The 24,747-nt window shown below is 74.6% G+C and carries 14 protein-coding genes and 2 pseudogenes; 11 read left to right on the top strand and 5 right to left on the bottom strand.

Features of this window, described 5'->3' with window-relative positions; all coding sequences use genetic code 11:
- Positions 1-11 precede the first annotated feature (11 nt).
- The 3 genes from OG618_RS04700 to OG618_RS04690 all read left to right on the top strand — a co-directional run bounded on the left by OG618_RS04700 (position 12) and on the right by OG618_RS04690 (position 4,462).
- Positions 12-1,271 (top strand): MFS transporter, encoded by a 1,260-nt coding sequence (locus OG618_RS04700; protein ID WP_329485893.1) that lies wholly within the window; start codon positions 12-14, stop codon positions 1,269-1,271.
- Positions 1,272-1,307: 36 nt separating this feature from the next.
- A complete protein-coding gene (asnB, locus tag OG618_RS04695; RefSeq protein ID WP_329485892.1) occupies positions 1,308-3,185 on the top strand; it encodes an asparagine synthase (glutamine-hydrolyzing) in 1,878 nt (625 codons plus the stop codon).
- A 281-nt stretch (positions 3,186-3,466) separates the two neighbouring features.
- The gene (locus OG618_RS04690; protein WP_329485891.1) at positions 3,467-4,462 is read left to right on the top strand and encodes an ATP-grasp domain-containing protein; all 996 of its coding nucleotides are present in this window, start codon (positions 3,467-3,469) and stop codon (positions 4,460-4,462) included.
- Positions 4,463-4,671: 209 nt separating this feature from the next.
- Here OG618_RS04690 and OG618_RS04685 read toward each other — a convergent pair whose 3' ends face one another.
- The 3 genes from OG618_RS04685 to OG618_RS04675 form a co-directional block, all read right to left on the bottom strand.
- The gene (locus OG618_RS04685; protein WP_329485890.1) at positions 4,672-9,678 is read right to left on the bottom strand and encodes a tetratricopeptide repeat protein; all 5,007 of its coding nucleotides are present in this window, start codon (positions 9,676-9,678) and stop codon (positions 4,672-4,674) included.
- A 62-nt stretch (positions 9,679-9,740) separates the two neighbouring features.
- The gene (locus OG618_RS04680) at positions 9,741-10,241 is read right to left on the bottom strand and encodes a hypothetical protein (RefSeq protein ID WP_329485889.1); all 501 of its coding nucleotides are present in this window, start codon (positions 10,239-10,241) and stop codon (positions 9,741-9,743) included.
- 320 nt (positions 10,242-10,561) lie between these two features.
- Complete coding sequence (locus tag OG618_RS04675; RefSeq protein WP_329485888.1) at positions 10,562-11,821, bottom strand: phospholipase D-like domain-containing protein; 1,260 nt, start codon at positions 11,819-11,821, stop codon at positions 10,562-10,564.
- A gap of 408 nt (positions 11,822-12,229) precedes the next feature.
- On the opposite strand from OG618_RS04675, the pseudogene OG618_RS37990 reads away from it, so the two are divergent.
- From OG618_RS37990 to OG618_RS04660, 3 genes and pseudogenes are all read left to right on the top strand, one after another.
- Positions 12,230-12,553 (top strand): annotated as a pseudogene (locus OG618_RS37990) (hypothetical protein); the annotation flags it as partial.
- Complete coding sequence (gene rho, locus OG618_RS04665; RefSeq protein ID WP_442906928.1) at positions 12,533-13,834, top strand: transcription termination factor Rho; 1,302 nt, start codon at positions 12,533-12,535, stop codon at positions 13,832-13,834. The pseudogene OG618_RS37990 and the gene rho, both read left to right, overlap by 21 nt.
- Positions 13,831-14,172: a terpene synthase family protein gene (locus tag OG618_RS04660; protein WP_329492008.1), complete on the top strand. Its 342-nt coding sequence runs from the start codon at positions 13,831-13,833 to the stop codon at positions 14,170-14,172. Before rho ends, OG618_RS04660 begins: the two co-directional genes overlap by 4 nt.
- A 148-nt stretch (positions 14,173-14,320) precedes the next feature.
- On the opposite strand, the gene OG618_RS04655 is transcribed toward OG618_RS04660, so the two are convergent.
- On the bottom strand, positions 14,321-15,670 hold the full coding sequence (locus OG618_RS04655) for a hypothetical protein (RefSeq protein ID WP_329485886.1): 1,350 nt from the start codon (positions 15,668-15,670) through the stop codon (positions 14,321-14,323).
- Between the two features lie 260 nt (positions 15,671-15,930).
- On the opposite strand from OG618_RS04655, the gene OG618_RS04650 reads away from it, so the two are divergent.
- The 3 genes and pseudogenes from OG618_RS04650 (at position 15,931) to OG618_RS04640 (ending at position 17,372) form a co-directional block, all read left to right on the top strand.
- On the top strand, positions 15,931-16,473 hold the full coding sequence (locus tag OG618_RS04650) for an EF-hand domain-containing protein (protein WP_329485885.1): 543 nt from the start codon (positions 15,931-15,933) through the stop codon (positions 16,471-16,473).
- 92 nt (positions 16,474-16,565) lie between these two features.
- Positions 16,566-16,652: pseudogene (locus OG618_RS04645) on the top strand (lactate utilization protein C); the annotation flags it as partial.
- Positions 16,653-17,096: 444 nt separating this feature from the next.
- Positions 17,097-17,372, top strand: a complete 276-nt coding sequence (locus tag OG618_RS04640; protein WP_329485884.1) for a hypothetical protein — start codon at positions 17,097-17,099, stop codon at positions 17,370-17,372.
- A gap of 98 nt (positions 17,373-17,470) precedes the next feature.
- On the opposite strand, the gene OG618_RS04635 is transcribed toward OG618_RS04640, so the two are convergent.
- Positions 17,471-18,181 carry an ABC transporter ATP-binding protein gene (locus OG618_RS04635; RefSeq protein WP_329485883.1) on the bottom strand — a complete coding sequence of 237 codons (711 nt, stop codon included), beginning with the start codon at positions 18,179-18,181 and terminating at the stop codon, positions 17,471-17,473.
- A 356-nt stretch (positions 18,182-18,537) separates the two neighbouring features.
- Between OG618_RS04635 and OG618_RS04630 the strand changes: the two genes are divergently transcribed.
- Positions 18,538-21,816 carry an FtsX-like permease family protein gene (locus OG618_RS04630; RefSeq protein WP_329485882.1) on the top strand — a complete coding sequence of 1,093 codons (3,279 nt, stop codon included), beginning with the start codon at positions 18,538-18,540 and terminating at the stop codon, positions 21,814-21,816.
- Positions 21,813-24,686, top strand: a complete 2,874-nt coding sequence (locus OG618_RS04625; protein WP_329485881.1) for a hypothetical protein — start codon at positions 21,813-21,815, stop codon at positions 24,684-24,686. Before OG618_RS04630 ends, OG618_RS04625 begins: the two co-directional genes overlap by 4 nt.
- The last annotated feature ends 61 nt before the right edge of the window (positions 24,687-24,747 follow it).

Here is a 24,747-nt window from a genome sequence, read left to right as displayed (position 1 = left end):
AAGGAGGGCCCATGGCCCGGCTGACCGATTCCGGCACGGGAACAGCGCTGATGGCCGAGGACGAACCCGAGGCGGTATCGGCGAGGAGTGCGTGGCGAGCCGTCCTGATGCTCGGCTTCGGCACCTTCGCGCTCGGTACCGACGAGTTCGTGCTCGCCGGGGTGCTGCCCGAGTTCAGCAAGTCCCTGGACGTCTCGATCGCCACCGCCGGCCAGACCGTCACGGTGTTCGCGCTGACCTGCGCCGTGATGTCGCCGGTCCTCGGCACCCTGACCGCCGGCTGGCCCCGCCACCGGGTGCTCAAGCTCGCCGTCCTGCTCTACATGGCGGGCGTGATCGCGACCGGGCTCGCCCCGTCCTTCGCGGTCGTCCTGGTCGCGCAGATGATCGCCGCGGCGGGCGCCGGCCTCTACATCCCCGCGGCCAGCGTCACGGCCGCCAGTCTGGTCGAACCCGAACGCCGGGGCCGGGCCATCGCCGCGGTGACCACCGGGCTGACGGCGGCGACGGCCCTGGGCGCGCCGATCGGCACCGTGGTCGGCAGCGTCCTCGGCTGGCGGGCGACGATGTGGTTCATCACGGCGCTGACGGCGCTGGGCCTGATCGGCGTGCTGGCCCTGGTGCCCCGGGTGTCCGTGCCGGCCCCCGGCGGGCTGCGCCAGCGGCTCGCCCCGCTCGGCGACCGCCGGGTGGTCACCGTGCTCGCGACCACGCTGGTCGCCTTCACCGCCGCCTACATCGTCTACACCTACATGGCCGAGGTGTTCTCCGACGCGACCGGCGGCAGCGGCACCAGGCTGGCGGTCCTGATGTTCGCCTTCGGTCTGACCGGGACGGTCGGCAACTTCTACGCCGGCGCGCTGGTCGACCGGATCGGTGCCCGGCCGGTGGTGGGCGGCGCCATCGTGCTGCTGGCCCTCAGTCTCGTCGTCCTCCCGCTGACCACCGGCTCCTACCCGGCCGCGCTGGTCGTCATCGTGGCGTACGGTGTCGCGGCCTGGGCCATCACGGCCCCCCAGCAGACCCGTCTGATCACCCTCGAACCCGAGTCCGCGCCCCTGCTGATCTCGCTCAACGCGGCCTTCCTCTACCTCGCCATCGCCTTCTCCGGCGTCATCGGGGCGGTCGGCATGAGCTCGATCGGCGCGGACCGGATCAGCTTCATCGGAGCGGGGCTGGCGGTGGCCGCCCTCGGCCTGTCCGAGCTGGCGCACCGGTTGTCCTCGCGTACCCCGGCGGCGGAGCCGTCGAAGGTCGATACGTACCACTGAAACGCGCTCGATCACTCGACGAAAGGGATGTCCGAGATGTGTGGAATAGTCGGCTGGGTGGACTTCGGTCGCGACCTGACCAGGGAGGGAGCGACCGCGCAGGCCATGACGGACACCATGGCCTGCCGGGGGCCCGACGCCGAAGGCGTCTGGACCGCCCCGCACGCGATGCTCGGCCACCGCAGGCTCGCGGTGATCGACATCGAGGGCGGCGCCCAGCCGATGACCACCCCGGAGACCGGTCCGGACGGCCGGCCGCTCGTGGTCCTGAGCTACAGCGGCGAGGTCTACAACTTCCAGGAGATCCGCGAGGAACTGGTCCTGCTCGGCCACCGCTTCCTCACCAGGAGCGACACCGAGGTGGTGCTGCGCTCGTACCTCCAGTGGGGGAGCGAGTTCGTCCACCGCTTCAACGGCATGTTCGGCCTGGCGATCTGGGACACCCGGACGCAGGAGCTGCTCCTGGTCCGCGACCGCCTCGGCGTCAAGCCGCTCTTCTACTACCCGATCGACGGCGGCGTGCTCTTCGGGTCCGAGCCCAAGGCCATCCTCGCCAACCCGCGGAGCACCGCGACGCTCGACCTGGACGGGCTGCGCGATGCCCTCGCCCTCGCCCGGGTGCCCGGCCGGACCCCGTTGAAGAACCTCTACGAGGTACGGCCGGGCCACATCCTGCGGGTCGGCCGCGACGGGCTGCGCGAGGAGCGCTACTGGTCGCTGGAGACCCGCCCGCACACCGACGACCTCGACACCACCGTCGCCACCGTCCGCGAGCTCATCGAGGACGCGGTGAGCCGGCAGATGGTCTCCGACGTACCGCTCTGCGCGCTGCTCTCCGGCGGCCTCGACTCCAGCGCCCTCACCGCGCTGGCCCAGCGCTCGCTCGACGCCAAGGACGGCAGCCGGGTCCGCACCTTCTCCGTCGACTTCGTCGGACTGGCCGGGGAGTTCAAGCCCGAGCAGTTCCGGGACGCGCCGGACGCCCCGTTCGCCGCCGAACTCGTCCGCCACGTCGGCACCGAGCACCGCGAGATCCTCCTCGACACCGCCCAGCTCGTCGACCCCGGCGTCCGCGACACCGTGCTGCGGGCCTGGGACCTGCCCTACGGCATCGGCGACCACGACCCCTCGCTCTACCTGCTGTTCAAGGCGGTCCGCGAGAGCTCGACCGTCGCCCTCTCCGGCGAGTCGGCCGACGAGGTCTTCGGCGGGTACCTCTGGTTCCACGACCCGGTGGCCTCGCAGGCCGACACCTTCCCGTGGCACGCCATCAACCGGGTCCCGGTGAGCGAGCAGGCGACCAGCTTCCTCGACCCCGGCCTGGTCAAGTCCCTCAACCTGGCCGAGTACGTCGCCGACGAGTACCGCACCGCCGTCGGCCAGGTCACCCACCTGCCCGGGGACAGCGACCTCGAACGCCGGATGCGCCTCGCCAGCCACCTCAACATCACCCGCTTCCTCCAGATGATGCTCGACCGCAAGGACCGGATGAGCATGGCGACCGGCCTGGAGGTCCGGGTGCCGTTCTGCGACCACCGGCTCGTCGAGTACGTCTACAACACGCCGTGGGCGTTCAAGACCTTCGACGGGCGGGAGAAGAGCCTGCTGCGCCACGCCACCAAGGACCTGCTGCCGCGGTCGATCGCACAGCGCCGAAAGGCCCCCTACCCCTCGACCCAGGACCTCGGCTACGACCGGGCCATCAACCGCGAGCTCGCCCGGATCGCCGGCGACCGGGACGCCCCGGCGCGGCCGCTGCTGAACCTCGACGCCGTCCGGTCCCACCTCGCCGCGCCAGTCGAGAACGCCTACTCCATGATGCAGCGATCGGTGTACACCGAGCCCCCGGTCCGGCTGGACGCCTGGCTCAGGCTCCACGACGTCCGGCTCGACGACGGCCTCCTGACCGCGTGACGGCCTGACCGCGTGACCGCGTGACGCGTGACCGCGTGACGCGTGACCGTCCGGCACCGGTACCCGGCCAGGGCGCCGCCGGGACCATCGGCGACCGTCGAGCCGCCTGTGAGAGCGGGTACTCGGGACACCAGGTACCCGCTCTCCCCGGTCTCCGGGCGGGTCGCGATCCCCGGCGGTCCGCGAACGGCGAACGCCTCGGGCAGAAGACCCGGACAGGGATGCCACCAGGAACTGATTGCCGCCCAATTCGTGTTCTCTCGCTCGGAATTGGCGCCGCGATGGTGTTGACTGAGACCATGATGCCGTTGTTGTTGGTGACCGACCACGGGTCCAAGGAGGGCAGCCGCGAGATCCTCGCCGACGCCATCGCCCGGGTGACGGGCCTGGGTCCGGTGCGGCTGGACGCGCGGCTCCTGTACGACGACGGGCCCGTGACGGCAGGCCTTGAGCGGGCCGGAGGCCTCCTCACGGTCCGCCGGCCGGGCCGCGCCCCGGTGGCCGTCGAACCGGTGGTCGTGGTCTTCGAGATACCTCCCCACCGCAGACGCCACCTCGAAGGATTCCAGGACCTGCTGCGTCGGTTCGGAGCGCGGACGCTCGCGGCGGATCCCGAGGCGTGGCGGGTCGCGACGGACAAGTCCCTGATGGTCGAGCGGTTCAGCCGGGACTCCGTCGCGCAGATGGAGACTCTGCGAATGAACGGCTCCTGGCACGACATGCTGAGCGCGTTCCGCCGCCTGGGCCGGGACGTGTGGGCACGGCCCGTACTCGGCATGGGCGGAGCGGACGTCTTCCACGTCACCGGCACCGAGCAGCTGAAGGCCGCCGCTGCCTTCTACCGGAGCACCGGGCAGGGCTGGCTCATCTCCCGCGATGCGGGGAACTTCACGGCCGACGGCCGCCGCAACCAGCACCGCGTGATCGTGCTGAACGGAAAGGTCGTCCACGCCTTCGAACGCCACCAGAGTGACCCGGACCGGCCGTGCAACGTCTCCCAGGGGGCCGGCACCACCGTGTTGGGCCCCGACCGGCTTCCCCCGAGGCTCGCCGAACTCGCGGTGGCCGCCACCGCGTCCGTCGGACTGCCCTTCGCCGGCGTCGACCTCGCCGCGCAGAGCGGCGGTGTCGTCTTCGAAGTGAACGTCCACCCTGCCTTCAACCCCGACCGGCCCGTGGAGACTGTCGCCATCCCCTACGTCCGCGCCCACCTGTCGGCAGACCCGGACCTGACGTCCAACGGTGCCGGCCGACGAGGCGACCGCCGACCGGCGTGAGCCCCGCCGCGTTGCCCGGTTCCCCTGCCGCTTCTCCGGCCGCGCGCGGCTCCCCGACGCCGCGGGCTCACCAACACCGCGGCTCCCCGACGCCGCGGGCTCACCAACACCGCGGCTCCCCGACGCCGCGGGCTCACCAACACCGCGGCTCCCCGACGCCGCGGCTCACCGACACCGCCGGGCCCGCACGCCGCAGTCAGCTGCTTCGGTCACCCGCCGCGCAGCTTTCCCAGTCCCACCCGCATGTTGCGGATCGCCCCTTCGGCCTGGGAGCGCAGACCGCAGGCCTGGAGGAGCGCCGCGGCCTCGCGGCTGACGGTGATGCCCTCCTGCAGTTCTCCGAGGTCGACCAGGACCGCGCCGAGCATGAACAGGGCGGTGCCCTCGGTCTCGCGCGCTCCCAGGGCCCGGGCGAGATCGACCGCCCGCCGCCACACCGGGGACGACTCGACGTAGTGACCGGCTCCCAGCAGGGCTTTGCCGAGCGAGACCTGGGCGGTGAGCTCGTTCCCGTGGTCGGCGGGGGGAGCCGCGAAGAGGGTGGCGGCCTGTCGGCAGGGTTCGACCGCCCGGGGCCACTGCTCGATCCGCAGATGCATCTCGCCCGCGTTCAGCCACGCTGTCGCGGCCGAGCGCGGGTTGCCCGAGGCCCGGTACGACGCGGCGGCCTCGGTGAAGGCTCCGGCCGCCCGCTCCTGCTGCCCGGCCTGATGGAGCGCCGCGCCGAACTCGAACCAGGCCATCGCCCGGAGCGGGTCGCCGAGCTCCAGCGGCACCGTCGTGGCCCGGCCGGCGGCGGCGAGGCGCTCCTCGGCCCGGCCGGTCTCCCGCGACGCCATGGCCAGCAGGATCAGCGCCTTGACCTCCCCGGGCCGGTCGCCGATCGTCCGATGGACGGCCGCAGCCCGGTCCGCCACGTCGGCCACGGCGTCGAACCGCTGCGTCTCCTGGAGCGCGGAGCACTGATTGAGCAGGGCCGACCCCTCGTGCCAGAGCTCACCGAGGTCCCGCATCAGGTCGGCGCAGCGGCCGTTGACCGCCGCGGCCTCCTCGAAGCGCCGGCCGTCCGACAGCGCGGTGCCGAGACTGTGGAGCGCCGACCCCTCGCCCAGCCGGTCGCCGGCCGCCGCGTAGAGATCGACGGCACGCCGGGCACCGCTGATCGCCTCGTCGGGACGGCCCGCCCGAATCCGGCTGTTGCTCAGCCGCACGAGTGCCGCGGCCTCGCCACGTGCGTCGCGATCGGCGCGGTGGGCGGCGGCCGCCTGCTCCAGTGTGGCGGTGGCCTCGTCCGGTCGGCCGAGCCGGGTGAGTGCGTCGTGCAGCTGACCGAGCGCCAGTCCTTCGCTGCCGTGCTCGCCCAACTCCCTCAGCAGTTCGACGGCAAGGCGCCCGGCGTCGACCGCTTCGGCGAACTCCTCCGCTTCCACCAGCGCGCCGGTGAGGCCGAGCAGGGCCCCGGCCTCGCTCGACCGGTCGGCCGTGCGCCGGCTCAGCCGCACGGCCCGCTCGAAGGCGTCTACGGCCTCCGCCTGGTCGTGGAGGGCGAAGCAGGCGACGCCGAGCCCGTAGCAGGCGTCCCGCTCGTACCGGCGGTCGCCGAGCTCCGCCCACATCCGCGCGGCCTCGCGCCACGGTGCGACGGCCTCCGACGGCCGCCCGGAGCGCTCCAGGGCCCGGCCCAGGTTGTGCCAGGCCGCCGCCGGGTGGCGGGGATCGTCCGGCCTGGTCGGGCCGTTCAGCGCCGCCGCCGCCTCGCGGCACAGCGGGAGGGCTTCGTCGACCCGGCCCGCTTCCAGGAGGGCGGCGCCGTACTGGGAGAGTGCCACGGCCTCCTGCTCCCGGTCGCCCGCCGCCCGGCAGCGGGCGAGCAGTCGCTCGGCGAGGGGGAGGGCCTGGTCCAGTCGCCCCGAACCGACCAGGTTGGCGCAGAGGGTGAGCGAGGCCTGCCTGGCCCGGCGGGGCTCTCCGGCGGCCTCGTAGAGCGCCACCGCACGTCGCAGCGCGGTGGTCGCCTCGGCGAGTCGCCCGCTCCGCGACAGCGCCGTTCCGAGGCTGTGCCGGGCGTCGACCTCTTCCAGGGGATCGCCGCTGTCCTCGTACTCCCGCCTGCCCGTGCGCTCGTAGAGGTCGGCGGCCCGCTCCAGGGCGACCACCGCCTCCTCGTTCCGGCCCAGTTGGAGGAGGGCCTCACCGCGGGTGTAGAAGGGGTGGCCGTGCTCCCGGCCGAGTTCCTCGTCGAGGGCGCAGGCGGCGTCGGCGGCCTCGACCGCCTCCCCGTACCGCCCGGCGCGCCGCAGGTGGTCCGCCAGGTTGCTGAGCGACACGGCCTCGAACTCCCGGAAGCCCAGTTCGCGGGAGGTCCCGAGGGCGCGCCGGCCGACGGACACGGCCTCCTCGTACCGCCGGGCCCGGGCCAGCGCCGTGCCCAGATTGAGCAGCGCGGCGGCCTCGGCGGCGCGTTCGTCCGTCCCGGCGTACAGCTCGACGGCCTGCCGGGCCGCCTCGACGCGCTCCTCGGGCGCGCCGAAGGGCAGGGCGCTCAGGTTGAGGAGCATGTGCGCCTTGTCGCCGGCCGCCCCGGACTCGCCGTACAGGGCCGCCAACCGCCGTAGCAGGCCGGTGAGTTCCCAGGGTGCCGTGCTGCCGCCGGAGCCCAGTGCCTGATAGAGGTCGGCGGCTTCGCGCAGCACCGTGACGGCCTCGTCCCGCCGGCCGAGTTCGGCCAGCCGGTCGCCGTGCGCCTCCAGGGCCCGGCCCAGGCCGCGCCGGTGGATCGCGGGATCGACCTCGGCGAGTTCCCTCGCCAGGACCACGGCCTCCTCGGCCGCGGTCAGGGCAGGCCCGGAGGTCCGGTCGCCGTGTTCGGTCCGGCGGGGGAGCGTCGCGCTCAGGTGGACCAGGGAGGTCACCAGATGCGGCCGGTGTACGGCCGGATTGGCCCCGGCCAGGCGCCGGAACAGGCCGACCGCCTCCTGCGCCGCCTCGACGGCCCGCTCGCGGCGTCCGGCTTCCAGCCGCACCCGCCCCAGGCTGCCCAGTGCCCGTGCCAGATCCCCGAGGTGGTCGCCCGGCCGGACCGCGGCCAGCCCGCGCAGCACGGCGACCGCCTCCTCCGCCGCATCCACGGCCTCGTCCCGGTGGCCCTGTCGCAGGCGCAGGGCGCCCAGGCCGCTGAGGACCCGGGCCAGCTGGGCCGACTGTCGCTCGGGGTCCTCGGCCGCGAGTCGCCGGCGCAGGGCCGTCGCCTCCTCGGCGGCGTCGAGGGCTTCGCGCGCCCGGCCGCAGTCGGCGAACCGTCCTCCGAGGTCCGTCAACGACCGGGCCAGGGCGGGGCGGTGGCCAGGGTCGTGCTCGGCCAGCTCGCGCAGGAGGGCGGTGGCGCCCTGGGACTGCGACAGCGCCTCGCTCCAGCGCCCGTGCCGGGCGAGGGCGTTGCCGAGTTCGGTCAGCGAGTCCGCCAGCCGGGCCCGGTGCCGGGGGTCGTTCCCGGCCTGCCAGCGGTTGAGCCTGGCGGCCTCCTCCGCCGCCGCCAGGGCGGGCCCCCACTTGCCGGCGTTGGTCCGGCGCCTGCCCAGCGTCCCGTACAGCCCGGCCCGTTCGGCCGGGTCCGTGCTGCCGTCCAGGCGGTGCGCGGTCAGCCGCTCGACCACGGCCAGGGCGCCGGCGTCCAGGTCGATGTGCTCGCCCTCGGGCAGCAGCGGCTCCACGTGCTCCAGCACCGTGAGCAGCTCCGGGTCGATCGGGCGGCCGTGGGCGCCGTCGGCGCTGTCGGCGCCGATGGCGGAGAGGCCGCTCAGGGCCGCGCTGCCCGCTCGGAGCGCGAGGTCGGGCCGGTTCCGCAGCACGGGGTAGAGCACGGTGCCGCCCACATGCGGCCACCGGTCGGCCGCGGCGGCCAGGAAGGCGACGGCGCGGGGCGCGCAGAACGCCGTGCGTTCGTCGGTGAGCAGCCGTGCGGGGACAGTGGTGGCCCAGGCGTCCGTGGGAAAGCCGGTGACGGGGTGGCCCGGCAGGAGCAGGGCGAGGAAGTCCTCGGCCAGCCGGTCGGGTAACAGCGGCTCCAGCGCGGTGCCGCGGTCGGACGGCGGGTAGCAGACGGCGTGGTCGGCCAGGGCCCGGTCGACGGGCACGCCGGGCATGACCCGCTCCAGGACGGTCACGGCTCTCGCGCGGGCGACCGGCCCGGAGAGGATCGCCGTGAACACCGTCCGCGCCATCACCTCGTCGGGCGTGCCGTAGTCCAGGCCCCGCCCGCTGTTCTCCTGGAGCTGGCTCCAGTTCTCGCGCTCGCGGTCCAGCAGGTAGGTGGTGAGGCCGATCATGTCCGTCGGTGGCGTGCGGCCGCAGGCCGCCGCGTCCACCGCGACGAGGGCGGCCATGTGCAGGGCCAGCGTCAGCCCGAAGTCGGCGTGACGCAGGTCCCGGGGCGGCCGGATCGGGGCCGGGGCGCCGAGTTCGGGGTAGTGGCGGACGAAGCACTCCCTGGCCGCGTCGAACATAGCGCCCCGGAGCTGTCCGTCGTCGGCGAGCGGCCGCAGCAGCTGGTCGGAGGTGTGGATGCTCTCCCGCAGCCGGTCCAGCTTGCCCCGTAGCGCGGGCCACTGTCCCGCCGACCGGCCGATGAGCAGCACCCGCGCGGGGACCGGCTGCCGGAGCATCATGTTGTGGAACAGCCAGCTCAGGTCGGACAGCGGCCACCGGTCGGCGTAGTCGACCAGCACCAGTACCCCGGCGCTCCCGTCGAGACGCAGATCCTGGCTGCCGTCGGCCGGCGGATGGGTGTCCGTCCCGTGGACGGCCTCCGCGACCACCCAGCCGGCCCGCTCGGACTCCTCGGCCAGCCGCCCGGCCAGCCGGGTCTTGCCCTGGCCGCCTTCCCCGTGCAGCCACCGCACCGCGAACCTCGGTTCGGCGTCACGCCAGGCCAGCAGCTCCGCCGTCTCGGTGTCGCGGCCGGTGAAGTCGACGACCTCGGCACGCGCGTCCAGCAGTCGGCTGGGCTGCGACCTGAGCCAGGCCGGGTCGGGACCGGCCGGGCGCCGGTGGCGCAGCAGCAGGTAGACCGGCGTACCGTCACCGAACACGTGGATGTCGGCGCCGACGGCACCGTAGGCGAAGCCGCCCTCGGCACGGACGTGTTGGACGTGCCGGGCCCCCTGGGCCCGCTGGGCGGGTGGGGCCTGTGGGGCCGGCCCGGCTGGTGGGGCCGGCACGGGCGGTGTGGCCTGTTGTCGGTCGGGCGGGGTCCCGTCGGCGCGTCCCGTACGGGCGTCGCTCACGCCTCGGCCTGCCCGCCGTCCGCGGCAGCGCCGTCCGGGGGTGGCACCTCGCGGGCGTGGGCGCCCTGGTAGTGGATGACGTTCCCGCCCTGCGCGCCGTAGACCGTGGCGTTGTCGCGGGCCACGATCGTCTGCACCCAGCCCCGGCGCTCCTCGGGCAGCGCCTCGCGGAGCGCGGCGAGCAGGTCGCGCAGCTCCGGCTCGACCTCGGGGCAGTCCCTGAGCAGACGGGCGAGCCTGCCCCGCCAGACGGGCGCGATGTCCTGGCGGACCTCGTCCTGCTCCTCCGGGGCCGCGTCGCGGACGAGCTCCTGGTCGGCGTCCAACTGTGTCTCCACGCCCGCCTCGTGGTTCGGGCCCAGCCGTCCGAACATCGCGGCGATCCTCGCGCGGGCCACACCGAACGCACCCGTGGCCAGGGCACCGGCGAGAACGATGGCGCCCTCCTCGGCAAGACCTCCGAGTCCGTCGACCGTGGTCGGCAGATTGGTCATCATCGCCCCCTCCGTTGACTTCCGGTGCCGACAGCGTACAAGTGACGGATTATCAGCGGCGGGCGGTGGGGGCGGAACGAGCGGGGTGAGTGCGGTCACAGGGGTCCTGGCAGCACCCTGGCCGAAGCCGTCCGTGCGTGGGCTGTCCCACCTCGGTGGAGCTCTTCGCCGAGCACCGAGGTTCGCGGTCGACCCACCGTCGGACATTCCGGTCGGCTGCCTTCGCGGTGCGGCCGGGGGGCTACCGACCGCTCAGCAGACCCGGCCGCACCGGCCGGCTCGGCCGCTCCTGGCTGCCCGCGGCCGGCCGGTGCGGCGGCAGGTCACCAGGCGGTGCAGGCTCCGCTCGTCCTGATCGCCTCGAAGTTCGCCTTGAAGGCGTCGTGGACGGCCGGGTCGTCGATCTTCAGCAGGGTCTCGTCGTGGGACCGCAGGTTCGGGTAGGTGTAGTTGTGGCTCCCGGTGAACACCAGCTTGCGGTTGGCGGCGCCCAGGTAGGTGCCCTCGATCAGCAGGTACTTGGAGTGGATGCCGATCGACCGGGTGGTGCCGTCGCCGTTCGGCGCGGTGCCCCAGCAGCGGGCGGCCAGGTCGAGCTTGCCGGCCAGCGCGTTCTTCACGGTGGTGCCGAGGTTGCCGCTCTCCCCGTTGTGCAGCAGCTCCACCTGGCAGCCGGCCTTCTTCAGCTCGACCAGCTTGTCGGCGACCTGGACCCGGGTGAAGGCGTACATGGCGATCCGGATCCGGGTGGCGCCGCCCGCGCAGTCCGTGTTGCCGAGCAGGGAGACGACGGTGTCGGTGGACGCGTCGTCGTTGTAGGCCGTCCCCGCGCTCTCCTGGCGGGGGAAGAAGTACGTCTTGTACGGGCCGGCCTGCTGGCTCAGGTAGTTCGTCGCCAGGCCGTTGCCGGAGGAGCCGTACGTCACGAGGTCCTGCCAGTACGTCCGGTAGGCGGCGTAGAGGCCGGAGCCGGCGTCGGGGACGGTGACGGCGTTGTTGAAGAGGTTCTTGCGCTGGCTGGTGGTGAGGTTCGCAGAGGTCTGGAACACCACGTTCTCGGTGCTGCCGACCTTGGAGAACAGGAAGAACTTGTTGTGGTTGATCGCGCCGTCGTCGTCGTCGTTCAGCGCCCGGTTGCCGATGCAACCGCGGGTGTCCGGACAGGCCAGCACCCAGGAGTCGGCGTTCTGGTCGGTGCCCAGGCCGGTCGGCGCGGCGAGCGTCGCGTACTCGGACCCGGTGGCCTTGGGCGGGTTGCTGCCGGGCTCGTAGGCCGGCACGGCGTCCCCGTCCACGACGAGCCTGACCTTCACGCCGCGCTGCTTGGCCGCGATCAGCGCGGCGCTGACACCGCCGTCGGTGAACAGGTACATCGAGCCGTTGATCTCGGCTCCGGTCGGCGTGCGCTTGATCAGGGAGATCAGCTGGTTGCGGATGGCGTCCTGGGAGGCGGCCGGCCCCGCCGGGTTGTTGAACGTGGTGGTGAGCGCCACCGGCGTGTCCTCGGCCGCTGCCATCGGCACCCCGAGCAGCGACGCGCCCACGACCAGCGCCGCCAGCCCCGCCGTCGTACGGACCTTCATCTGTATCCCCCTCTGTCGACACATCGATACAGGAGGTCACTGTACTGCCCATGATCATTAAGAGTGATCATGAGCCGGTCAACAGAGGGGCGAGGGGTGGGTGGTACGCCGGCGCGCCCCGCTCACCGCACCCGTCCGCGCAGGGGCGGGGACAGCTGGTACCCCGGGCAGGGGCGGGCGGCAGCGGGTACCCCGGTGCCGGCACCGGGGCCGGGTGGCACGGAAATGCCGCGTCACGCCGAGACCCCGAGGTGCTACCCTGCCTATGGCGATGCTGGAAGCCCACCCTCAGGGTGCGGGAACCAGGCGCACTGCACACCGAAGTCCCCGCCGTAGCGGCCCGGATCCCGTCATACCAACCGCTTCCTCCGGCGGTCTCCTGCCCGACGCATCGCCGGCACCCGACTGGTGCCCGCCCGGCAGGCAGCCAACTTCCCCTGTTCAGCCCCTTCGTGTGCCCGGCCCCTTCGTGGCCGCGCCGGGGCCGCGTGTCCCGCCCGAGCACCGCCGCAGCCCGCTCCGGGCGCCCCGCCGGGCCGAACAGCTCGTCGCCGGTTCCTGCCGCCCCACCGGGGCCGCCCGGCGCCCCTCACCCTTCGCCATCATCCGACAGCACAGGAGTACCTTCTCGTGACGACCACCACCGCACCGTCGACCCCCGCGCCGCTGGACGGCCTGCTGAAGACCGACCTCCACCAACTCGCCTCCGCCCTGGGCGTTCCGGGCGCCGCTCGGCTGCGCAAGGACGAACTCGTCGAGGCGATCATCGCCAAGCGCTCTCCCGGCCGGCCACCGGCGCCGGCGTCCGGTTCCCGGCCCGCGGCCACCGAACGCCGGGGCAGCCGGCCCGCGCAGCCGGCCGCCGCCGCGGACAGCGACCTCGTACCGGTCGCCGGCGTGCTGGACATCCGCGAGGGGAAAGCCGTCCTGCGCACCTCCGGCTACCTCCCCGGGCCCACCGACGTGCACCTGCCCGCCGACCAGGTCCGCGCACTCGGCCTGCGGACCGGCGACGTGCTGACCGGCGCGACCGCCCCGCGCACGCCCGCCCCGCGCGGGGGCGGCACCGTCCGCCCGGCATCGACCCGCATCGACACCGTCAACGGCCGCACCGTCGACGAGGCCCGGCACCGGCCCGCGTTCCACGAACTGACGCCGCTGTACCCGCAGGAGCAGCTGCGCCTGGAGACCGGTCCGCGGGAGCTGATCGGCCGGGCCGTCGACCTGGTGGCCCCGATCGGCAAGGGCCAGCGCGGGCTGATCGTGGCACCTCCGAAGGCCGGCAAGACGATGGTCGTGCAGTCGATCGCGGCGGCGATCGCCCGGAACCACCCCGAGGCGCACCTGATGGTCGTCCTGGTCGACGAGCGTCCGGAGGAGGTCACCGACATGCGGCGCTCGGTCCGGGGCGAGGTCATCGCCTCGACCTTCGACCGGCCCGCCCGCGAGCACATCGCGCTCGCCGAACTCGCCGTCGAGCGCGCCAAGCGACTGGTCGAACTCGGCCACGACGTCGTCGTGCTGCTCGACTCCCTCACCCGCCTCGCCCGCGCCCACAACTCCGCCGCCCCCGCCAACGGCCGCACCCTCACCGGCGGCATCGACGCCGCGGCCCTCCAGCTCCCGAAGAAGCTCTTCGGCGCGGCCCGCAACACCGAGAACGGCGGCTCGCTCACCATCCTGGCCACCGCCCTGGTCGAGACCGGCTCCCGGATGGACGACCTGATCTTCGAGGAGTTCAAGAGCACCGGGAACATGGAACTCCGACTCGACCGCCGTCTCGCCGACAAGCGCGTCTTCCCGGCAGTCGACGTCAAGGCCTCCGGCACCCGCCGCGAGGAGCTCCTCCTCGGCCCCGCCCGCACGCCCGCGGCGTGGACCCTGCGCCGGGCGCTGAGCGCTCTCGACGTCCAGCAGGCCGCCGAGCTGCTCCTGGACCGGCTGAAGCGGACCGGCGGCAACGACGAACTCCTGCGCCAGGTGGCGATCGGCTCCCCGGCCCGCACGGTCTGAACCGAAGACACCCGCGGACCGCTGACGGCCTACCGCTGTCGAACACCCTCCACGGCCGCGTCCCCGACCCGGTGGAGTACCTCCGGACGCGCCGCCGACCCGCCGGGACCTCGCTCTCCACGATCCTGCCCCGCTACGCCCACGGGCGGGACCTCCCGGCGGAACTGCCCGGCCATCCCACCGTGCAGGCACTCATCGACGCCTTCGCGGACAACCTGGACCTGCGCAACGACCTCTACTCCCACCGCCAGGAGAGCGAGGTCGAACGCGACGGCAACACCCCGGACGCCCACCGGGCGCTGCCGGCCTGCGCGGACGACGGACTGGCTGGCGGGTGATCACGCCAGGTACCCGCAGACCCGCCGGTACGCCGTCGGCGCGTGACTCCGCGCCGCCTGGCGGGCCCCGACCGACGGCCGGCCACGCCGGTCCCGGCGGTCGGCGCCGGCGCCGTGGCCTTCGCCGAGTCCACCGGCCTGAAGCCGGTCAGAGCGCCACACCGTGGTGCTGGGCGACGCCGAGGAGGGCGGACGTCACCATGCCTGCGAGCGCCATGACGTAGGGCACGAACTCGCGGGCGTCCGCGTGGTCGGCGAGGCGGAAGCTCAGGTCGTTCTCGTGCCAGGGGCTGTAGTGCCTGGCCTCGTCGTCGAGGAACGACCGGGCGAACTGAGCCGGGGTCCGGCGGTACCACACCGAGCGCGTGAAGGTGCTGTAGACGATCTCCTTCGTCACCTCGGCGAAGCCGACCGGATCGCGCCGCGACCGGTCGAGCGTCAGGGTCAGCGTGTCGTAGGGGAGGACCCTGCCGTCGTAGTTCCAGAGTCTCCAGCCGCGATTGGCGGGCTCCGAGGGGACGACCGGCAGCTCGACGCCCGGCCGGGTGAGGCGCGGCGGCCGGTCGAGGGCGAGGTGCCAGCCGGACACGGACTGCTGGCTGCCCACGGTGAAGACCCGCATGCCGGGTCGGCCGGCCGTGTCGAGGGCGGCGCCCAGCCGTTCGGCCGTGGACGTGATCTCCTGCTCCGCCGCCTCCCGGGTCCGGGTGTTCACCGTCGCGCTCAGCACGTCCCGCCACCATGCGGGGAACTGTCCGGGGCCGACGATCTCCTCCACCGAGCGGCGGGCCTCCCGCTCCCACTCCACCCGGGTGCACCCGCGTCCGGCCAGTACGACGAGGAGCTTCGCCACCTCGCGCGCGGTCAGCGCCGCTTGCCCGGGCCGGCCGGCGTCCTGGGGAAGGACGAGGAGGGTCTGCTCCTCGTAGCGCCAGGTCCACGTCCGGAGGTCCGCCGCCCGGGCGAGGTCGGTCCACCGCTGCTTCCACTGCCGCAGGGCGGCGATGTGGGCCGGCCGTGCGGCCTCCGCGCGGTCCCGCTCGCGAGCGCGGACCGCTCGTTCCTCCTCCCGCGCCACCGCGACGCGTGCCTCGACCTCCTGACGCACCGGACGGTAGGCCAGGGTGGCGGCCGCCAGGTGGGCGGTGTACACCTCCTCGGCGCGGCCCAGGCGCACCGCCCCGCGCCGACGGGCTCCCGGAACCCTCCTGAGCGCGCCCCGGCGGGAAACCTTCGCCCAGACCTCCCTGAGCCGGGCGGAGGCCGAATCGACCGCGCGGACGTAGGCGGCGAGCGCGTCCTGCCAGCGGCGCACCTCGTCGTCCGTCACCGTCAGGCGCACCCGGTCGGTGGTGCGCCCCCCGACGGCCTCCCACGGGGGCACACCCGGGCGGCCGGGCAGCGGCTCGCCCTCGACGCCGTAGGCGACGACCTCGGTCGCCACCCGTTCGCTCCCGCGCCAGGTGTACCGCAGGACGGACCGCCGTTGCTCCGACACAGTCTGCTCCTTCCCCGCCCGGCCGAGCGCCGTCCCCGGCACGTACCCCGGCCGCAGGGTCGCCCAACTCCCCGGGTGGGGCGGCTTCTAGCACAGGTGGCGGCGGATCTGGCGGGATTCTCCCGTTCTTCGCCGAAGTCCGGCGGGTGCCCGCTTCGGCCGCTTATCGTCACCATCCTGTCGCCACGCGTGGTGGCGCAGCGGTCCGGTACGGCAGTGGTTTCGGTACGGCAGCGGTTCGGCACGGGGGAGGCCCGTCGATGGCCAGCGAGTTCCAGCAGCGCAAGCTCCGCAACGTCTTCGCCGCGTTCGACACGGACGGGGACGGCTGCCTGCGGCAGAGCGACTTCGGGGCCCTGGCGGAGCGGTGGAGCCGACTGCCGGCCGTCCAGCGGGACGCGGGGCTGAGGGCCAGGGTCGAGGCGCTCATGACGGGCTGGTGGGACCACCTGCGCACGGTCGCCGACACCGACCACGACGGCACGGTCGACATGGACGAGTTCCTGGCGCTCGTCGACCGGCTCCCCGCCCTGCGCGAAGTCGTCACGGCGACGGCCGACACCGTCTTCGACGCCGTGGACGAGAACGGGGACGGCCGCATCTCGCGCGCCGAGCACCGCAGTCTGGTCGACACCTGGCACGGCCGGAGCGTGGCGACCGACGACGTCTTCGAGCTGCTCGACCTGGACGGTGACGGGTACCTCAGCCGGGCCGACTTCGCGCTCCTGTGGGCGCAGTTCTGGATCAGCGCCGACCCGGCGGAGCCCGGCAACGTGATGTGCGGCCGCATCCCGGAGCGGTGATGCCGCCGCCGAGCGAGCGAGCGTCACCCGCGGGGCCCGTCCGGGAGCACGGCGGCGGCGAGCGGGAGGCGGCCGACCGTGCCGACCAGATCGTTCCCGACGCGATGGGTCTGCTCGACCCGGTGCGGCCGGCCACCTGGATCAGCGGCCCGCCCGCGACCAGCGACATCGCACGGTGAACACCCTGTTCGCGGCGGCCGCCGTCAAGGTCGTCGGCGGGGGAGACGCGGCGCAGATCCTCGCCGACGCGGCCAGGCAGGCCCAGGCCGAGATCGACCGGCAGCGCGCCTGAGGAATGCCCAGTCCGCCGCCGCCCGGCGCCCCGCGCTCCCGTCCGGGGAAGCGTATTCCCGGGGCAGGGGTGATTCCCGGCGACGGATCGGGTGTTCCGCGGTGAGGCCCTGGTGGCGGGGGGATTTCGGCCGCTCGGCGGTGCGGGTCGGGAATTGCAAGCCGCCGTACTTCGGAATGCGCTCCGCCTTGTCCGGGCCCGCGGGAATTCCGGTGCGGGGCGGATCCCGGCGGGTCCGGCTCCGGATTCCGGTATTCGCTCCGGCGGGGATTCCGGGCGCCGCCCCGGCGGTCGGGATGCGGCCGGTGCGGGGCGGGGGCAGGGTCGAGGTATGAGCGGAGTGATCGTACTGGTCGAGCTGGAGCCGTCCACGGAGGTGCTGGACGCGGGAGAGGTCGACGTGGGCGCCCGGATCCGCTGGGTGCACGCGGCCCCGGCCGACCCGGAGGTGCCGGAGGACCCGGGGCCGGTCACGTTCTGCGGGATCGGCACGGGCGACCTGGAGCGCGAGAACTACCGGCCGTCCGGACCGGGACAGCCCTGGTACCCGCCGTCCCAGCGGACCCGTCGGTGCCGCGCCTGCGAGTCCGCGCTCAGGGTGCTCTGAGTTCAGGGCGCTCTGAGCGGGTGGACCGGGGCCGGCCGGGCAGCGGGCCGTGCCTCTCCGGGCACGGTCCGCTGCCCCGAAAGGGCCGACCCACGGGGTCAGGGGGTGGGTTCGGTGATCCGGCCGTCGTGGAGTTCGATCACGTGGTCGGCGAGTTCCATGAGGGTGGGGTCGTGGGTGGCGACGAGGGCGGTGACGCCTTCGCTGCGGACGACGGCGCGCAGCAGTTCCATGATGGCGCGGCCGGTCTCGGAGTCGAGTTGGCCGGTGGGTTCGTCGGCGATGATGAGGTCGGGCTGGTTGGCCAGGGCCCGGGCGATGGCGACGCGTTGCTGCTGTCCGCCGGAGAGTTCGGCGGGGCGCTGGTTGGCGTGGTCGCTCAGGCCGACGAGGGCGAGGAGGGTGCGGGCGCGCTCCTCGCGCTGGGGGGTCGGGACGTTGCGCAGGCGCATCGGGATCCCGACGTTCTCGCTCGCGGTGAGGACGGGGATGAGGCCGAAGGACTGGAACACGAAGCCGATGCGGTCGCGGCGCAGGGCGAGCCGCTGGTTCTCGTCGAGGCCGGCGAGGTCGGTGCCGTCGAGGGTGATGGTGCCGCCGGTGGGGGTGTCGAGGCCGCCGACGAGGTTGAGGAGGGTGGTCTTCCCGGAGCCGGAGCGGCCCTTGAGGGCGGTGAGTTCGCCGCGCCGTGCGGTGAAGGAGACGCCGCGCAGGGCGTGGACGGTGCGGTCGCCGGTGCCGAAGCTGTGGGTGAGGTCGGTGACGGTGACCATGTCGGTGGTGACGGTGGCGGCCGGTTGCTGCGTCATTGGGCGTCCCCCTGGGTGTTCCTCGACTGAAGTGAAGTACTGATGACGGGCGTTCAAGCTGAGGTGTGCATGGCATTCTGATCGAACGCTGAACCGCGTGCCACGGCCGGCCCGTTGTTCCTGTCTCGCCGGGTGGGGGTCCGATGTACTGCCAACGCGGAGAATTTGCTCACTAGTTACATGATTCGCGCAAGTCCCTTCCGTTTGAAGAGCGAATCTGACAGCATCGTCCGCTATCCGGTGATCAAGCGCCGGTGATCACCGTAGCGGTGCGTAACAGGCGTCCATCCCGTGGCTGGAGAGTGCCCGGACGGCGGCGCCGGGCGCGACCGGGATGTTCCGGGGGAGGCAACAGGATGCTCGGCTTCGTCGTGCGCCGTCTGCGCGGGCGGTTGCCGTTGGCCGGCGCCGTCCTGCTCACGGTGCTGATCACCACGGCGGTGCTCACCGCGCTGGTGGCCTTCAACCGCACCGTGGGGGAGGCGGGGCTGCGGCAGGCGCTCCAGGCACCCGGCCAGGCCGCCCGGACCACCGTTCTGGTCAAGGCCGAGCACGGCCAGGACAAGCGGGCCGCCGACGACGCGGCGGTCGCCGGCTACGCCGGCCGGCTCTTCGGCGGACTGCCCGTGCACCACGAGAGCCTGACCCGCAGCCGCTCCTACGGCCTTCCGGCCGCCGCCACCGCCGCCGCTCCCGCCGCCGGCCAGGCCGCCGCGAAGCAGACCGATCTCACCCTGCTCGCCACGCTCGACCACGACCGGGTCACCCTGGTGGCGGGCGCGTGGCCGGCGGCGGCCGCGTCCGGGGCCGGGCCGGTCCAGGCGGCCGTGCCACAGGCGGCGCTCGCGAGGCTGGGCCTGAGCGCCGGGGCGCTGCCCGCCGAGGTCCGGCTGGACGACCGCCTGAGCGGCGCGCTTCTCACCGTCCGGCTCACGGGCGTCTACCGCGCCACCGATCTCGCCGACCCGTACTGGCGGTTGGACCCGGTGGGCGGCCGCGAGATCCTGGTCGGCGGCTTCACCACCTACGGGCCGCTGCTGGTCGACGACAGCGCCTTCACCGCCGCCGGCGTTCCGCAGAACGGCCGGAGCTGGCTGCTCGGCGCCGACTTCTCCACCGTCCGCGCCGCCGAGGCCGACGCCGTCCGGGACCGTGCCGCGGGCCTCGCCGCGGAGCTCGGCACCTCGGCCGGCCTCCAGGTCTCGACCGAACTGCCGCTGTTCCTCCAGGAACTGGACTCCAGCGCGCTGGTCGCCCGCTCCACCCTGCTGATCGGCGCGCTGCAACTGGTGGTGCTCGCCGCCGCGGTGCTGCTGCTGGTGGTGCACCTGATGGCGGCCCGGCAGGTGGGGGAGAACGCCCTGCTCGCGGCGCGCGGTGCCTCGGGTGTGCGGCTGGGCGCGTTCTCGGCGGCGGAGTCGGTGCTGCTGGCGCTGCCGGCGGCGGTGCTGGCGCCGTTGCTGGTCCCGGTGCTGCTGCGGGCGCTGACCCGGTTCGGCGCGTTGTCCCGGGTGCCGCTGGACACCGGTCTGAGCTGGACCTTGTGGCCGGTCGCGGGTGTGTGCGCGCTGGCCTGTGTGGTGCTGACGGCGGCTCCGGCGGTGTTCCGCGGCGCGGGTGGCGCGGTGCTGCGCCGGGCGGGGCGCCGGCAGGCGCTGGTGGCGGGCGCGGTGCGCTCGGGTGCCGACCTCGCGGTGGTGGCGCTGGCGGTGCTGGCCTACTTCCAGCTGGCGCGTTACAGCGGCGGGCTGTCGGCGGATTCCGACGGCGAGCTGGGCCTGGACCCGGTGCTGGTGGCGGCTCCGACGCTGCTGCTGTGCGCCGGCACCCTGCTGGTGCTGCGGCTGCTGCCGTTCGCCGCCCGGCTGGGCGGCAGGCTGGCGGCGCGGGGCCGGGGCCTGGCGCCGGCCCTGGCGGGGTGGCAGCTGGCACGCCGGCCCGGGCGCGCCGCGGGGCCGGTGCTGCTGCTGGTGCTGGCGGTGTCGACGGGGGTGCTGGCGCTGGGTCAGCATGCCAGCTGGTCGGGATCGCAGCGGGACCAGGCGGACTTCGTGTCGGCGGGCGGTCTGCGGATCTTCGGGTCGGCGACGGCGTCGATGGGGCAGGGCGGCCGGTACGGGGCGCTGCCGGGCGGTGAGCGGCTGGTTCCGGTGGTCCGGCAGGAGAGTTCGCTGCCGGGCGGTGCGGCGGGTCAGCTGCTGGCGCTGGACGCCGCCGGGTTCGCGGACCGGGTGCCGGTGCGGGCGGACCTGCTGGGCGGGCAGAGCGCCCGGGAGGTGTTCGCGCCGCTGGCCGGGCCGGCCCCGACCGGGGCGCAGGCCGGGCTCCCGCTGCCGGGCAGCCCCCGGCGCATCGACGTCGAGCTCACCAATGTGCCGGCCGCCCAGGCAGACGCGCGCCCCGAGGTCTGGCTGATGCTGCGCGACCGGTTCGGCGCCACCTTCCGGGCCCCGCTGGCCGGGGTCCCCGAGCAGGGCGGCGCGGTGGCCACCGCCGACCTCTCGGCGCTGACCGGCGCGCCGGTCGGCTCCGCCGCCGCGCCGCTCACGATGGCCGGGCTGGTCGTGGTGTTCGGCTCGGACCGCGTCGTCCCGCTCAGCGGCACGCTGACCGTCGGGCGGATCGGCCTCGCCGACAGCGCCACCGGACCGGCCACCCCCGTCGCCGCCCCGGCCGGCCTCGCCTGGACCACCGTCGCCGCCTCGGACGACGAGCTGTCCTCCTCCGCGGTCCTACCGGTGGCGGAGGGCGAGCGCGAGCGGCAGCTGCTCAAGCTCCACTACGAGAAGGGGCACGGCGGCAGGAACAGCGCGGAGGCCATCGTCGCCCCCGCCGGCGCCCCGGCTCCGAAGGGGATCTCCGGGGTCGCCACCCGCGCCTATCTGACCGCGGTGGGAGCGGCGGTCGGCGACCTCGTCCAGGTGCCGTTCGCGAGCGTCACGCTGCAGGTCGAGGTGACGGGCGTGGTCGAGTCGCTGCCGGTGGTCGGGGACCGGGCGGTCGTCGTCGACCTGGCCACCGTCGCGCGGCAGATCGGCGCGGGCGGCCGGCAGCTGCCGGCCGTCTCCGAGTGGTGGCTGCCCGCCACCGGGCCGGGGGACGGGGTGCCGGCCGCGGCCGCCGCGAAGCTGCGCGCCGAACCGGGGGGGCAGCAGCTGGTGGTCCGCGACGAGGTGGCGGCTGAGCTGCTCGCGGACCCGATCGGTGCCGCGCCGCAGAACGCGCTCGCCGCGATCGCCCTGGTCAGCGCCGTGCTGGCGGCGATCGGCTTCGCCGCGGCGGCGGCGGCCTCGGCCCGCGAACGCGCGGGGGAGTTCACCGTGCTGCTCGCGCTCGGCACCCCGCGGCGCCGGCTGAGCCGGACGGTCGCCGCCGAGCAGGGCGTGCTGGTCGCGCTGGGCAGCTTGGTCGGGCTGGCCCTGGGCGCCCTGACCGTCCACCTGGTGGTGCCGCTGGTGGTGCTCACCCCGTCCGCCCACCGTCCGGTGCCCGAGGTGCTGGTCGACCTGCCGTTGGGCCCGGCCCTGCTGCTCGCGGCCGCGATCACGGCCGTTGCCCTGCTGTCGGCCTCCCTGAGTGGGCGCCGCCGCCGTCGAGACGTGGCCGCCCGGCTGCGGTACGTGGAGGAGATGTGACCACCCCGGCCGACACCGGTACCCCCCGCCCTGCGCCGAGGCCGGAGCACCGCCCCGCGCCCTGGGTGCGGACCAGGCTGCGGACGGCGCCGCTGGCCGCCGCGCTGATGGCCGCGCTGGCCTTCGTCACCGTCCTGCTGGCCGCCGCCTTCCCGCGCGCCGTCGACCGGGGCACCGACGACGCGCTGCGCGAGTTCCTGCACGACCGAGGCCCGTCCTGGACCAGCCTGCTGGCCACCGGGCGCCACCAGTACGACGCCGCCGACCTGGACAGGGTGGCGGCGAAGCTCGCCTCCTACCCGAACGAGACCTTCCGGTTCGCGGCGAGCGGCCCGGTCTACGGAACGCGCAGCAACAAGTCGCGCCCGATGCTCAACACCGGGTACGCACGCCCCGACGAGGTGCCGCCCCAGCTCGACCTGGTCTCGCTGCACGGCCTCACCGACCGGGTCACCCTGGTGGCCGGCCAGTGGCCCGGCGCCGGCGGTGGCGACGGCCCGGTGCCGATCGCGATCAGCAAGGCCGCCGCCGACACCATCGGCATGCACCTCGGCGACCTCGTCGACGCCGGATCCTCGCTCACCGGCGAGCCGGTCCGGGCCGATGTGGTCGGCGTCTACGTGGCCAACGACCCCGACGACCCGTACTGGGTGGGCCTGCCGTGCCCCGAGCGGGCCTGTCGGGAGGCCACCGCCAAGGTCAAATGGCGCACCGGCGGTGTGGTCTCCCCCGGCGCGACGGACCGGATCGCCCCGTGGGGCGGCGGCGCGACGGACTTCTGGCGGCTGCCGGTCGACACCGCCGCCCTGCGCGCCGACCAGCTGGACCGGACCAAGGAGGAGATCTCCTCCTACCTCGCCGGCTCCACGGCGCTGCGCCTCACCACGCTGACCGGCCGCGAGGACCTGCGGGTCGGCTCGGAGCTGCCCGAGCTGTTCGGGCAGGCGGTGGCGCGCCGTGACGCGGCGGCGCCGTTGGCGGCGGTCGGTCCGGCCGGGCTGGCCGGGGTGGCCGTGGTGGTGCTCTGCCTGGCGGCGGGGCTGGCCGGGGACCGGCGGCACGGTGAGCTGGCGCTGCTGCAGGCCCGCGGCGGTTCGCGGGGCGGGGTGGTGCGGCGGTTGCTCGGCGAGGGCGCGGTGACCGTGGTGCCGGCCGCGGTGGTGGCGACCGGACTGGTGTGGTGGTGGCTGCCGACCCCCCGGTGGTGGGGATCGATGGTCGCGGCGCTGGTGGTGCTGCTGCTCGCGGCGCTGGGTCTGCCGGTCCGGGCGGCGCTGCTGTGGTCGGCGCGGCGTGCGCCGGGTGGCTGGCGCCGGCTGGTGGGTGAGCTGGTGGTCGGGGCGGTGACGGTCGCGGCGGTGCTGGAGGTCCGGCGCCGGGGTGTGGTGCCGCCCGGCGACGGGCTGGACCCGTTGCTGGTGGCGGCGCCGTTGCTGTTGGCGCTGACGGGTGGGCTGGTGCTGGCCCGGGTGCAGCCCGTGCTGGTTGGCCTGTTGGCGCGGGCGGCGGGCCGGGGTTCGGGGGTGGTCGGCTTCCTGGGCCTGGCGCGGGCCGCGCGGGGATCGGGCGGCCGGCCGCGTCCGTCGGTGCTGCCGGTGTTCGCGCTGATGCTGGCGGTCACGACGGCCGGCTTCGGCGCCACCGTGCTGGACGCCGTCGACCGTGGCCGGGCGCAGGCCGTCCGGAGCGCGGTCGGTGGCGACGCGGTCGTCGGAGCACCGACCGGCGCCGTGCTCCCGCCCGGCTTCCTCACGGCGGCCGGCGCGCTGCCCGGGGTGCGGACGGCCACCGCCGTGTGGTGGGACAACGACGTGTTCCTGCTGGGCAGCGACGCCGGGCCGATCCGGGTCAGCACCCTGGTCGTGGACCCGGGGACGTACGCCGAGCTGTCCCGGGCCGTCGGTCGCGGCGCCTTCGACCCGGCCGTCCTCGCGGGTGACGACGGCGGGATCGACACCCCCGTACCGGCCCTGTTCAGCACCGAACTCGCGCGGAGGATCGGTGACGGGGGCTACCGGCTGCGGATGCCCAACGGGTGGGAGCTGCTCGCCAGGTCGGCCGGTACCCTCGACGGCACCCCGGCACTTGAGAGCTCCACCCGACGCTTCGTGGTGCTCCCGGCCGGCCCCTCGACCGCGCGCTTTCCCGAACTCAAGCGTGCCAACCTGTGGTTCGCCACCGGCGACATCGACGAGCGGCAGCTGAAGGGGCTGATGCGCGAGCTGGCACCGGTGCAGCCGCGCGACGGCTCCCCGGAGGGCGCCGCGGTGTCGGCCTCGGCCTCGGCGTCGACGCCCGGGCCGACCGCCGCGCCTTCGCCGTCCGGGACCGCCCCGGCGGCCCAGGCACCGGCCGAGTCCGACGCCGACGCGGTGCCGACCGGGTACCTGGTCCGCACCAGTGCCGCCCGCTCCGCCGAGCTGGCGAACGACCCGTTGCAGCACTCGGCGGCCCGGCTGTTCTGGGCGGCGGTGATCGGCGCTGCCGGGTTCGCGCTGCTCGCCGTCCTGCTGACGCTGCTCCGGGCGGCTCCGGAGCGGGCGGCCGTGCTGGCACGGCTGCGCACCATGGGGCTGCGGCCCCGGCAGGGGCTCGCGTTGATCGTGGCCGAGACGCTGCCGCAGACCCTGGTCGCGGCCGTCGGCGGCGGCGTGGTGGCGTGGATCGCGGTCGCCCTGCTCGGTCCGGCGATCGACCTGTCCGCGTTGGTCGGCGCACCGGTTCCGACCGGGCTGCGGCCGGCGCCGCTGCCGGTGCTGTTCCAGGTCCTCGGTCTGGCGGCGCTGGTCACCGCGGGTGTGCTGGCCGAGGCGCTGATCTCCGGCCGGCGCCAGATCAGCACCGAACTGCGGGCGGGGGACCAGCGATGACCGTCACCCGGCCCGCGCGGCCACCGGCCGACGGCGGGGCGTTCGGCAGCGGCGCGTTCGG

The sequence above is a fragment of the Kitasatospora sp. NBC_01246 genome (assembly GCF_036226505.1).
In the GTDB taxonomy this organism is placed as follows: domain Bacteria; phylum Actinomycetota; class Actinomycetes; order Streptomycetales; family Streptomycetaceae; genus Kitasatospora.
The sequence above is the reverse complement of the archived record's forward strand: the minus strand, read 5'-3'. Positions and strand labels throughout refer to the sequence as shown.

Coding starts and splice junctions, on each gene's coding strand:
- OG618_RS04675 (WP_329485888.1), bottom strand. CDS start 11,821: ATGAAGGTCCGTACGACGGCGGGGCTGGCGGCGCTGGTCGTGGGCGCG.
- asnB (WP_329485892.1), top strand. CDS start 1,308: ATGTGTGGAATAGTCGGCTGGGTGGACTTCGGTCGCGACCTGACCAGG.
- OG618_RS04650 (WP_329485885.1), top strand. CDS start 15,931: ATGGCCAGCGAGTTCCAGCAGCGCAAGCTCCGCAACGTCTTCGCCGCG.
- OG618_RS04680 (WP_329485889.1), bottom strand. CDS start 10,241: ATGATGACCAATCTGCCGACCACGGTCGACGGACTCGGAGGTCTTGCC.
- OG618_RS04640 (WP_329485884.1), top strand. CDS start 17,097: ATGAGCGGAGTGATCGTACTGGTCGAGCTGGAGCCGTCCACGGAGGTG.
- OG618_RS04690 (WP_329485891.1), top strand. CDS start 3,467: ATGGTGTTGACTGAGACCATGATGCCGTTGTTGTTGGTGACCGACCAC.
- OG618_RS04635 (WP_329485883.1), bottom strand. CDS start 18,181: ATGACGCAGCAACCGGCCGCCACCGTCACCACCGACATGGTCACCGTC.
- OG618_RS04700 (WP_329485893.1), top strand. CDS start 12: ATGGCCCGGCTGACCGATTCCGGCACGGGAACAGCGCTGATGGCCGAG.
- OG618_RS04630 (WP_329485882.1), top strand. CDS start 18,538: ATGCTCGGCTTCGTCGTGCGCCGTCTGCGCGGGCGGTTGCCGTTGGCC.